Source organism: Gracilimonas sp. BCB1 (assembly GCF_040117685.2).
Taxonomy (GTDB): Bacteria; Bacteroidota; Rhodothermia; order Balneolales; family Balneolaceae; genus Gracilimonas.
Map to the genome: position 1 here is coordinate 76,766 of NZ_JBEDYP020000013.1, position 11,856 is coordinate 88,621.

Consider the following 11,856-nt stretch of genomic DNA (forward strand, 5'->3'; position numbering starts at 1 on the left):
TCTATGGAAACCATACTTACCCCTCCCACTCTCGCGAATGTTGAAGAAGCCAGGAAACGCATTTCAGAGTATGCTCATCGTACTCCTCTGTTAAGCAGTAAACAAGTGAATCAAAAAACAGGGGGGCAAATTTTCTTTAAGTGTGAAAACTTTCAGAAAGTTGGGGCCTTTAAATTTCGGGGGGCAAGTAACGCCATTTTTTCATTGAGTAAAGAAGAAGCCACAATGGGTGTTGCTACTCATTCCTCCGGGAACCATGCTCAGGCTCTGGCTTTAGCTGCCCGGCTTCGCGGGATTCCGGCATACGTGGTGATGCCAGAAAATGCCCCAAAGGTGAAAGTGAAAGCCGTTAAAAATTATGGAGCTGAAATCACCTTTTGTGAATCCACTCTGCAGGCCCGTGAATCTACTCTGGAACAGGTAGTGGCTAAGACCGGAGCTACTTTTATTCATCCCTACAACGATGCCCGGATTATAGCGGGGCAGGGAACGGCGGCCATGGAAGTACTGGAAGATCATCCCGACCTGGATATGATTATGGCCCCTGTAGGCGGCGGAGGGCTGTTGAGTGGTACCGCATTGGCAGCAAAGTCGATTAAGCCGGATATAAAAGTAATCGGTGCTGAACCCGCGAATGCTGATGACGCTTTTCGCTCATTCCAAAAAGGAGAATTAATTCCCGTTCAAAATCCCGACACCATAGCTGATGGCCTCAGAACTTCATTGGGCGAGCTCCCTTTTTCACTAATCCGGAAGTATGTGGATGATATCGTAACCGTCCCTGAAGAGTCTATTATTGAGGCAATGCGGTACGTCTGGGAACGCCTGAATATGGTTATTGAAGCATCCTGTGCCGTCCCCGTTGCTGCTGTATTTGAGCAGAAAATTGATGTTAAGGGTAAAAAAGTGGCCATCATCATTACCGGGGGTAATGTAGACTTGGATAATCTGCCTTGGTGATCATTTTCTTTTTTACGAAGTGAAACAATTGCCTTTGTAAATTCGTCCATAGGTAAACAATCTATTGCCATGGGAAAAAAAGAAGACCACAAAACACGCTCTTTCACCAACGATCTGGATCACAATTTTGATGATGATCACGATCCGGATTTTGATTTGGATGAATATATTCGCCGGCAAAGCGAGCCAACCTCCCACATGCCATTGCAGGAAGAAACTAAAGATCCGGATAGCTACCTCTTCAAAAATGCCATCCTTATTTTTATCGTTTTTGCAGCAGCTTTTCTGTGGTTTAACAGCTGGAGTGATACAGAATCCTGGAGATACATTTTTGGCGGGGGTGACCAGACCACAGAAGTGACAGCCGGGGCACCGGGAGTCGGCCAGCTTGATATTTCTATTCCACAGCCTCCGCAAGTACCACCGGTACCCGGTGTAGAAGTTCCACCCGCACCTCCGGCTCCTTCTCTTGATATGACGATCACAGAATATTTATCAGTATTACAGGATCGGGGCTATCTTGGGGATGAAATATCAGGATTCTCAGCCCGTCAACTTTATGATGCTAATGTCCCCGTATCCTATCTCGATGAGCTTCAGAATGCTGGTTTTCTGGAGGACCTCTCCTTTGTATATATTTCCAACTACTACCAAAACCAGATCCCGTTACCCTATCTCAAAAGTTTACAGGATGCCGGGGTTTATGAAGAGCTTTCGTTTGTAGATGTAACGGCCTTTTATAATGATGACATCCCTGTAGAGTACCTCGTAACTTTAAATGAAGCCGGCTATCTTGAGGACCTTTCTTTCGTGTATGTAACCAATTTTTATAACGCAGGTGTAACCGTTGAATTCCTTGATCAGCTGAAAGAACAGGGACTTTATGAAGATCTCAATTTTCTGGATATCGTAGATTTATATCAGCGGGAAAACAGCGACGATTAAACCTTTTGAGCTTGAGTAACTGACTATGAAAACAAAGTACAAAAACAGTGGAACCGATCCGGAGTTTGATCTGGATGAATATATCCGTGAGAAAAGTCAGGAACCTGATAATATTGGCTTTCAACCTTTACCGCCTGAAGAAGATGATGGCTCCTTGTTTAAGAACGCCGTTCTGATTTTCATGGTGTTTGCAGCATCATTCCTTTGGTACCACGATTGGAGTCCGGCCCAGGCCTGGTCTTCCGTTTTTGGGAGTGGGCAGCAAAGTGTAAACGTCAATGTTCCTGATATCAACATTAATATCCCTGATATTGACATCCCTGAGATGGCACCTTTACCGAATTTCAGTTTTGAGGGTGGCTTTGCAGATTATTTAGTCGCAATTAATGATGCCGGTTTGGATGACATCTATTCGAACTCAGGATATCAGGCCTTATATCAAACCGGTGTACCTATCGATTATCTTGAGCAACTGAATGATGCCGGTTATTTGGAAAATGATTTCTCTTATTCGGCTGTCATCGGGCTTTACAACAGTGGCGTTCCTATAGAGTACATAAACGGGCTGAGCGAAATGAATTTGCTGGGTGAATTCTCCTATTCGGCAATTATTGGGCTATATAACTCCGGAGTTACTTTAAATTATATTTCCTCTCTGGAAGAATCCGGTTACCTGGATGAATTTTCTTACTCTGCCATCATTGGATTGTATAATGGAGATGTAACTATTGATTACCTGAACTCTTTATTTGAAAATGGTTATCAGGATGCATTTTCTTATTCGGCCATTATCGGACTATACAATAGCGGGGTTACCGTTGATTACCTGAATCAGCTTTCACAGTATGATTTATTGGAGCAGTTTTCTTATTCCGCCATCATTGGCATGTACAACTCAGGAGTAACTGCCGATTATATAAACGGTTTAGCGGACAGAGATCTTCTTGATGATTTAAGCTACTCGGATATTATTCGAATGTATAACGTGGATCAATGACTAATGACCAATGACCAATGACCAATGACCAAAATTTGAAAACATTCAGAAGCTGGTCACTAGAATTTGTTATTTGGGACTTGAGAAATGGAATTTAAAAAGCTTTTGGTTGGTCCAGGTCTCTAAACTGCAATTCATACAAATGGCTGTATAATCCGGATTGGCCTATCAATTCAGCATGTGTTCCCTGTTCCACAATCTTTCCTTCATCCAGCACCAAGATTCTGTCCGCGTGCTGAACCGTCGATAACCGGTGGGCTATTACAAAGGTGGTTCGGTTAGTCATCAGCCTCAATAAGGCTTCCTGAACCTGAGCTTCAGATTCAGAATCCAGTGAAGAAGTAGCTTCATCCAATAACAGAATAGCCGGATTTTTTAGAATAGCCCGTGCAATGGCCAGCCTTTGTCGCTGCCCGCCACTAAGCTTAACTCCCTTTTCACCAATCAATGAGTCATAACCGTTTTCGGTTTGCATAATAAACTCATGGGCATTGGCATCTCTAGCAGCCTGAATAACTTCTTCTTCAGTAGCATCCAGTTTTCCATAGATGATATTTTCCCGGATGGTGGTGCCAAACAAATGCACCTCTTGAGGTACAATGGAAATGTGTTTCCGAAGAGATTTAAATTTCACCTCCTGAATGTTGATTCCATCCACTTGTATACTGCCCTTTTGAGGATCATAAAACCGGGGAATGAGATTGAGTAATGTCGTTTTTCCGGCTCCGCTCGGTCCAACAAGAGCAATGGTTTTCCCGGCTTCTGCTTTGAATGAGATGCCTTTCAGCACGTCTTTTCCACCTTCGTAACTAAACCTCAGATCTTTTACCTGAACCTCGCCAATTACTTTCTCGATTTCTTGAGCACCGGGATTATTTTCTATTTCCGGGGTTTCTTCCAGCAGCTCGAAAATGCGCTCTGAAGCACCTGATGCTGTATTTACAGCCGTATAGAGTCTGGATGTTTGACTTATAGATCTTGAAATATTCAGTGCATAAATAATGAAGGCCACTAAATCCCCCGCTGTAAGGCGGTCAGCCAGTACCTCCTTCCCTCCATACCAGAAAATGATCACCAACGTACTCATAAACATAATGCCGACACCCGACCAGAAAAGTTGAGTCAATACCATCTTTCGACGAGCCGTTTTGAATAACTTTTCTACTGCATTTTGATATCTGCCTACTTCATAGTCTTCCCGTACAAAAGCCTTCACCAGCCGAACAGCCCCGAGTGCATCTTCGGCTACGGCAGTTGAATCAGCGAGTTCATCCTGAATGTCTTTGGAGAGATGGCGAATTTTTTGCCCGAAGTAACGGGTGGCCAGGGTAACAAAAGGAACCGTCACAAAAATCACCATGCTCAAGCGCCAGTTTAGCACTACCATCAGTGAAACCGAGCCAATCAAAGAAAAAGAAATGGTGAGTAACTGAGGCAGTGAATCTGTTAATGCCGTTCGGATAGATCCTACATCGTTGGTCAGGCGAGATGTGATTTCTCCAAGTCTCCGCTCCGCAAAAAACTTGAAGCCCAGCCTGTGCAAATGCTCATACACTTTCTTCCTAAGGTCAGTAACCACCCGCTCTCCGACCCACTCCAGATGGTAATTCCCAAAAAACGAAAATGCCGCCTGAAGGATAAATAACCCGAACAGTCCAATCGCCAGCCAGTTCAGTAATTGATTGTTACCTGACTCAAATACAGCATCCAGAAGCTCCCTGAGTCCCAATGGAACCGTTAGCCACACAGCCGATGCCATCAGGGTAACAACGGTAGCCGCATAAAAACGTACCCGATATGGTTTGCTTAGGGCAAATATTTGCTTCAGTGTCTGCCAAAGCGACTTTATAGATTTATGATCCGTCTCGGGTTTCTTACTCATTGGCTTGGTTTGGTGGCTTCAACAATAAAGCACCTCTTTTTGGTTTCCGCAATAGTATCCAAATACCGTGCCGCACTTTGATTAACTGCCATTAAAATTAATCCAATTCATTTGAGATTTTTTGCCTTCAAATTACTATCTATACTAAAACTTAAATCTATTTTTCAGATTATGGATAGTGAAATTCTGACGTGGATTTTTTTAATCGGGGGTGTTCTCTTGATGTTTCTTGAAGCCGCACTTCCGGGGGGCGTTGCTTTTCTGCTGGGTTTTAGTGGTTTGGGAGTTGGTATTCTTCGATACTTCGGCTTTTTGCAGGATCCTTTTACTGCAACCTTTGTCTGGCTGATGTCGTCAACCATTTTAACCATTGCCATCCGACCATTCATCAATAAGTATTTTAAAGGAGAAACTTCCTATAAATTCGCTGATGAGGATTATGAAGCAATGGATCAGATTGCAGAGGTAACCGAACCCATCAACGATCTGGATAATGAAGGACGTATTAAATTTCAGGGCATTTCGTGGCAGGCACGTTCATTGGAGGGGGAAATTCCAACCGGTGTACAGGTACGCATCAAGTACCGGGATAACACGACCTGGATTGTTGAGCCGGTTGATGTGATCGACTCAAAAAAGAATCAACTTAAAGACTCAAACCAAAGCTAATATGTTGTGGACTACAATTTTAGTAATCATTGTTTTATCCTATTTCGTGTTAACCCGGCTGTTTCAGATTGTGGAGATGCGTGAAGAAGTTATTCAGGAAAGACTGGGTAAATACAAAAAGACACTCAAACCGGGTTTCCATTTCCTTATCCCATTTGTTGACCGGCCGGCTTACAGCCAGGAAATGCGGGAGCAGGTTTTGGATGTTCCCAGCCAAACCTGTATCACCAAAGATAATATTGAAGTGGCCGTAGATGGACTTGTTTACCTGAAGGTAATGAACTCTCATAAAGCCAGCTATGGTATCTCGGATTATCAGGCAGCAGCTGTAAATCTGGCCCAAACCACCATGCGGAGCGAAATCGGTAAAATGACTCTGGATGATACCTTCTCGGAACGGGAAAAGATGAACGAGAACATAGTTCGTGAAATCGACAAGGCCGCCGACCCGTGGGGCATCAAGGTGATGCGTTACGAGATAAAGAATATCCGGCCATCAGGTGAGATCATCGACACCATGGAGCGACAAATGGAGGCCGAGCGTGCAAAGCGAGCTGAGATCACAAACTCTGAAGGTCACCGCCAGGCACGTATCTATGAGTCGGAAGGAGAGCAACAAAGCCAGGTTTTGATTTCTGAAGCCCAAAGGCAGCGCAGAATAAATGAGGCTAAAGGACGTGCCAAAGAAATTGAATTGGTTGCCAATGCAACGGCCAAAGGTCTTCGAAGAGTGGCAGAAGCCATTGAAAAACCCGGAGGCGAACTGGCCGTGAAAACCAAGCTGGTTGAACAGTACATCAAGCAATTCGGGAATATCATCCAAAACTCAAACGTATCCGTTTTGCCTACCGAGACGGCCAATCTTAAAACCTTTTTTGAAGGGGTAAGCACCATCAGCGATCACACTAAAGATCCATCAACCCAAAAAACAAGAACATCTAATAAAGGAGAGCAATAGTCATGGAAATCATGGAGACAATCAGTCAGATTTTATTAGGTGTATTTTCCGTTTATGTGATGTACAAATTCATCCGTTCACTGCGGCTGGTACCCAATCAGTATGCATATATTGTTGAACGTTTAGGGAATTATCAAAAAACACTCGGCCCGGGTTTTCACGCCCTAATCCCTTTTGTTGACAAGGTTGTTTACAAGCAGGATCTGCGTGAAGAAACCATCGAAGTTGAACCTCAGGAGTGTTTCACTAAAGACAACGTGAAGGTTGAAGTAGATGGAGTCATTTATCTGAGCGTTATGGACCCGGTAAATGCAAGCTATGGCGTCACTAATTACCGATATGCAGCTGTGCAGCTGGCTCAAACTACCACCCGCTCTGTTTTAGGAAATATGGAGCTTGATCAAACCTTTGAAGAACGAGCTGCAATGAGCCGCGAAGTGGTGAGTGTACTCAGCGAAGTGGAACAGCTATGGGGAATTAAAGTTCACCGATATGAAATAAAAAATATTGTGACCCCCCGTACCGTCCAGAAAGCGATGGAACGACAGATGACTGCCGAACGGGACCGCCGGGCTATCATTGCAACTTCTGAAGGGGTTAAAGGTTCTAAAGTAAATGATGCTGAAGGTATGAGAGCCGAGATTATCAATATTTCTGAAGCCGAGATGCAACGACGTATTAATGAGGCCGAAGGACAAGCTGAAGAAATTTTGTCTATAGCCGAAGCCACTGCCAAATCCATTGAGGAAATTGCCGGTGCCCTGGCTCAGCCCAAAGGAACTGAGGCGATGCAGCTTCAATTGTCTGAGAAATACCTGGATGTGTTATCCGGGCTCGGCCGGGATGAAAACAGCGTTATTCTGCCGAAGGATATCTCCAACTATGATGCCATCATGGAGGGGTTGTCGCTTGGAGAACTAACGGTGAAAAAGAAATAAGCCGGCAGATAAAACAGCTAACCATTTCTGGGCAGTTCATAAATCATGAATTGCCCTTTTTTATTATTTATATTCTTTCCCGCTGAAAAGTCCACTATTTGAAACTATAAATTCACTACAAGAATCAGGAAATGAACGCATTAGACTCGGCTGTACAGAACAAAATTAACGCTTGGTTGGAAGGAAGTTATGATGAAGAAACCAAAGCAAGCATCCGTCAAAAACTGGATGAAAAGAAGTTTAATGAACTCACGGATGCGTTCTACAAAGACCTGGAATTTGGCACCGGAGGTCTCCGGGGTATTATGGGAACTGGCTCCAACCGGGTTAATAAATACACATTTGGAATAGCTACCCAGGGGCTCAGTAACTTCCTGAAGAAAGAATATCCCGATCAACAGATTAAGGTTGCCATTGCTCACGACTGCCGAAATAATTCCGAAAAACTGGCGCAAGTTGTGGCTGATGTGTTTTCAGCTAATGGCATCAAAGTGTATTTTTTTGATGCTCTCCGCCCTACCCCTGAACTCTCATTTGCCATTCGTGAATTAAGCTGCCAAAGCGGTGTGATGCTCACGGCCTCTCACAACCCTAAAGAGTATAACGGCTACAAAGCCTACGACGCCAACGGTGGGCAGTTTGTATATCCATACGACAACATGGTGATGGAAGAAGTTCAAAGAATCAGCAGCATTGATGAAGTCAATTTTGACGGAAATGAAGAGCTGATTGAAATGATTGGCGAGGAGATGGACGAAAAGTACCTGAAAGCACTTGCTGATTTATCGGTTTCAAAAGAAGCCATTGCACGACAAAAAGATCTAAAGATCGTTTTCTCTCCCATTCATGGAACCTCCCGCAAACTCGTCCCCGACGCATTGAAGCGATATGGGTTTGAAAATGTAACCCTGGTTGAGGAGCAGATGACGGTTGATGGTGACTTCCCGACGGTAGTATATCCGAACCCGGAAGAGAAAGAAGCCCTGAACATGGCCCTGGAAAAAGCCAAACAAATTGATGCCGACCTGGTGATGGCTACCGACCCTGATGCGGACCGCGTTGGAATTGCGGTAAAAAACATGAACGGAGAATTTGAGCTGTTGAACGGCAATCAGACGGGTTCTCTCATCATCAATTATATGCTTACCGCATGGGAAGAGGCCGGAAAAATCACGGGAAATGAATACATCGTTAAGACAATTGTTACTTCCTACCTTATCGACCGCATAGCAAAAGCCAAAAAAGTTGAATGCTTTAATACGCTTACCGGCTTTAAATATATTGGTGAGCTGATGACACAACTTGAAGGTAAAAAGCAGTTTATAGCCGGAGGAGAGGAAAGCTATGGATACCTGATTGGGGATCACGTAAGAGACAAAGACGCAGTGGTATCCTGCGCCATTATTGCTGAGATGACAGCTTTCTATAAAGATCAGGGAACCAGTTTATACGAAGCCATGCTGGATATGTATGTTGAACATGGATTATTCCGGGAAAACCTGGTTTCGGTTACCAAAAAAGGAAAATCGGGAGCGGAAGAAATTCAGCAAATGATGATGAATTTCAGAGCAAATCCCCCTAAAAAGTTAGGCGGTTCACAAGTAGTGTCGGTTAAAGATTACCAATCAGCCAAAGAGAAAAATATAGCCACCGGTGAGGTTACCGACATTGACCTCCCAACATCGAATGTTCTGCAGTTTATCACGGAAAACGGAGCTATTGTTTCTGCAAGGCCATCGGGTACGGAGCCTAAAATTAAATTCTACTGCAGCGTTAATACCAACCTGATGAGCGCAGAAGATTATAATCAGGTAGCGGCAACACTCGACAAAAGAATCGAGATGATGATTGAAGGACTGAAGAATTAGTTCTTACCAACTCGTCAACATTCGTGAATTATTAAAACGTGTACGGAAGGTATTTCAGGTCTTTACTTTCATGGTAAAACCTTATTAATTATTTGGTGTGATAAACAACTTCTGTGGAACACCACAGTTCTGATTTTGTTGTATTAGTACAGATCAATCTAAATTAAAGAGGTTTACTATTATGAGTGTAGTGAAAAGAGATACCATTGAGAAGCTTATCAATGAAACTAAAGACATTAACGTCACTATATTTATACCAACTCATAAAACCGGCGAAGAAGGCAAGCAAGACGCTATACGGCTCAAGAATCTTATCCAAAAAGCTAAGAATGAACTCATAGAAAAAGGCTGGCAGGAGAATAAAGTTAATGAACTCTTTCAACAGGTTCAGTCTAAAACCGAAGAGAATCAGTTTTGGTTACATCAGGACAAAGGCCTGGCATTATATATCAATGAAGATTATTTCGACTATTTTAAAATCCCGGTAAGCCCCGAAGAAAATTATTACATAGCCGAAAACTTTTTAGTCACACCCCTTCTGGAGCTTCAGAACCATCACGGCATATACCATGTGCTGATGCTGAGCCAGAGTGAAACCCGCATGTTTAAGGTTGCACCTGACGCCACCACTAAGGTTGAATTTGAAAGTGTGCCCACCAGTATGGAAGAGCACCTCAAGTATCATGTGCATGAGCGGTCTATACAGCAACATACCGGCACTTCCGGCAAAAATGCGATGTATCACGGCCAGGGCGGGGATACCAATGAGGATGACAAAGAGCTGGAGCTTTTCGTCAAACACATTGAAAACAAAGTTACTAAATACCTGAAAAAGGAAAACGGTCCGCTCATTATTGCAGGGCCGGAGAGAATGGTTGCATTCTACAAAAAAGCCAATAAGTATTTCAATGTACTGCCCGAAGCCATGACCGGAAACTTCGACAATAAATCGGCCCAGGAAATAGCTGATGAATCATGGGATATAGCGAAAGACTATTTTCAGCAGGCCATTCAAAGCGATATTGAACGGTTTAATGACTTACAGGGCAGTGAGCTGATTTCTACGGAAATTGAAGAAATCGTGAAAAGTGCCTACTACGGAAAAGTGGATACCCTTTTTGTTCCGATGGGGCATCGCCAGTTTGGTGTTTTCCATCCCGATGAAAACCGGGTGGATATGTCGGAATCACTAAATGGCGAAGCGGTAGACTTAATTAATTATGCGGCCATTTCAGCTATCCGTACCGGAAGCACATTATATGGATTACCGCAAGCCGAAGTGCCCAAAAACTCAGGACTGGCAGCTATCTACCGCTATAAAAGCTAAGACGTAGTATTTCTATTTCTACAAGTATTGGCCGGAATGAACCGTACGTTCTTCCGGCTTTTTTATTTCCGGGTTAATAGCACAGGAAGTTCAACATCAAACCTATTACCACGATCACCCTCATCCGAAATGGAAAAGCTACCACCGATTTTTTGTAGTAGCTTGTGGATAGCCCGGAGATTCATAGAGGTCACTTTCCGATCAGCCTCATCAATATCATTATTAAAAACCTGCCTGATTTGATCATTTGTTAATTTTGATGCTGTATTCTTCACCGTAATTAACAAGTTATTTGAACCTGAAGCACACTTGTATTCCTGCCTCACCATAATCATCTCTCCCCGAAGTGTGAAGCGTATTACGTTTGAGATAAGATTGCCTATCACAGGAAGTACGTTCTTTTTCGGAAATGCCAGGTCTTCACATTGCGGATGGTTTGCGATGGTCAGGTCAATATCATTAAAAGCAGCCTGGGACTGATATAACTCACTAAGTTTAGATTTAAGGCTTATTAGGGTTAGCTCATTATTCTTCGGCTTCCCTTCTGCTTTCTTCTTTTTGTACGCCAGCTTTTCGTTGGCTATACCCAGTAAGTTATTTCCGGCTTTCTCAATCAGGTCAAGATAACGGGTTATCTCACTTACCTTTTCATCCATATCCTGATCTTTAATAAGCTGTACCAACCCGATGATACCTCCGATGGGTCCGCGAATGTCATGGTTCAGCCTGCGCTTGAAGTTATATCCCTTTACCAACCGGTTCTCTAATTTCCGAATTTTCTTTCGGGCTTCGAGTCGTTCAACAATTTCTGTGGAAATGATCCTGAGCTGCTCGGCTTTCTCCGGACTCACTTCTTTCTTGGCAGCATCCATCATGCATAATGAGCCTATCTTGAATCCCTTATGAGTGATTAACGGAATACCAAAATAATACTTCAAGCGTGGCGGGTAGGCTACATAATCACGATGCCGAAATCTTTTGTCTTCACTGAGATCAGCTACTTCAAAAGTTTGTTCATCCAGTATGGTATATTGACAAATTCCTTCTTCCCGTGGCATTTGATGAACATCCAAACCGTAGGAAGAAACGGTCCATTGAGTAAAAGAATCGATAATGTTTACAAGACAGATCTCAGTTTGAGCAACTTTCGCAGCCAGCTTGGTTAAGTCTTTCAGGGATTCGCTTAACTCAGAATAATCTAAATCAAATGCTGACAGCTCTACAATCCGCTCAAATTCCCTGTCGGGGACTGGATTCAAAACACTGGTTTCCATGCGCACGCCAATTTGTTCTATAGAATATTCGTGTTATC

The 11,856-nt window shown here is 43.4% G+C and carries 10 protein-coding genes; 8 read left to right on the forward strand and 2 right to left on the reverse strand.

The annotated features are described in order from the left end of the window. Nucleotides 1-3: 3 nt before the first annotated feature. From ABFW99_RS09635 to ABFW99_RS09645, 3 genes are all read left to right on the forward strand, one after another. On the forward strand, nucleotides 4-960 hold the full coding sequence (locus ABFW99_RS09635; protein ID WP_440707487.1) for a pyridoxal-phosphate dependent enzyme: 957 nt from the start codon (nucleotides 4-6) through the stop codon (nucleotides 958-960). 69 nt (nucleotides 961-1,029) lie between these two features. After that, nucleotides 1,030-1,905, forward strand: a complete 876-nt coding sequence (locus ABFW99_RS09640) for a hypothetical protein (RefSeq protein WP_349354370.1) — start codon at nucleotides 1,030-1,032, stop codon at nucleotides 1,903-1,905. A 25-nt stretch (nucleotides 1,906-1,930) separates the two neighbouring features. Next, a complete protein-coding gene (locus tag ABFW99_RS09645; protein ID WP_349354371.1) occupies nucleotides 1,931-2,902 on the forward strand; it encodes a hypothetical protein in 972 nt (323 codons plus the stop codon). Between the two features lie 94 nt (nucleotides 2,903-2,996). Here ABFW99_RS09645 and ABFW99_RS09650 read toward each other — a convergent pair whose 3' ends face one another. Then, complete coding sequence (locus tag ABFW99_RS09650) at nucleotides 2,997-4,784, reverse strand: ABC transporter ATP-binding protein (RefSeq protein WP_349354372.1); 1,788 nt, start codon at nucleotides 4,782-4,784, stop codon at nucleotides 2,997-2,999. A gap of 171 nt (nucleotides 4,785-4,955) precedes the next feature. On the opposite strand from ABFW99_RS09650, the gene ABFW99_RS09655 reads away from it, so the two are divergent. From ABFW99_RS09655 to ABFW99_RS09675, 5 genes are all read left to right on the forward strand, one after another. Then, a complete protein-coding gene (locus ABFW99_RS09655) occupies nucleotides 4,956-5,453 on the forward strand; it encodes an NfeD family protein (RefSeq protein WP_349354373.1) in 498 nt (165 codons plus the stop codon). 1 nt (nucleotide 5,454) lies between these two features. Further along, entirely contained in the window at nucleotides 5,455-6,411 is a 957-nt protein-coding gene (locus tag ABFW99_RS09660) for an SPFH domain-containing protein (RefSeq protein ID WP_349354374.1), read from the forward strand. A gap of 2 nt (nucleotides 6,412-6,413) precedes the next feature. After that, a complete protein-coding gene (locus tag ABFW99_RS09665) occupies nucleotides 6,414-7,349 on the forward strand; it encodes an SPFH domain-containing protein (protein WP_349354375.1) in 936 nt (311 codons plus the stop codon). Nucleotides 7,350-7,480: 131 nt separating this feature from the next. Continuing rightward, nucleotides 7,481-9,217, forward strand: coding sequence for a phospho-sugar mutase (locus ABFW99_RS09670; protein WP_349354376.1), 1,737 nt, complete (start codon nucleotides 7,481-7,483; stop codon nucleotides 9,215-9,217). Nucleotides 9,218-9,398: 181 nt separating this feature from the next. Next, a complete protein-coding gene (locus ABFW99_RS09675; protein ID WP_349354377.1) occupies nucleotides 9,399-10,544 on the forward strand; it encodes a baeRF7 domain-containing protein in 1,146 nt (381 codons plus the stop codon). Between the two features lie 62 nt (nucleotides 10,545-10,606). Here ABFW99_RS09675 and ABFW99_RS09680 read toward each other — a convergent pair whose 3' ends face one another. Beyond that, nucleotides 10,607-11,818, reverse strand: coding sequence for a GAF domain-containing sensor histidine kinase (locus ABFW99_RS09680; RefSeq protein ID WP_349354378.1), 1,212 nt, complete (start codon nucleotides 11,816-11,818; stop codon nucleotides 10,607-10,609). Nucleotides 11,819-11,856 lie beyond the last annotated feature (38 nt).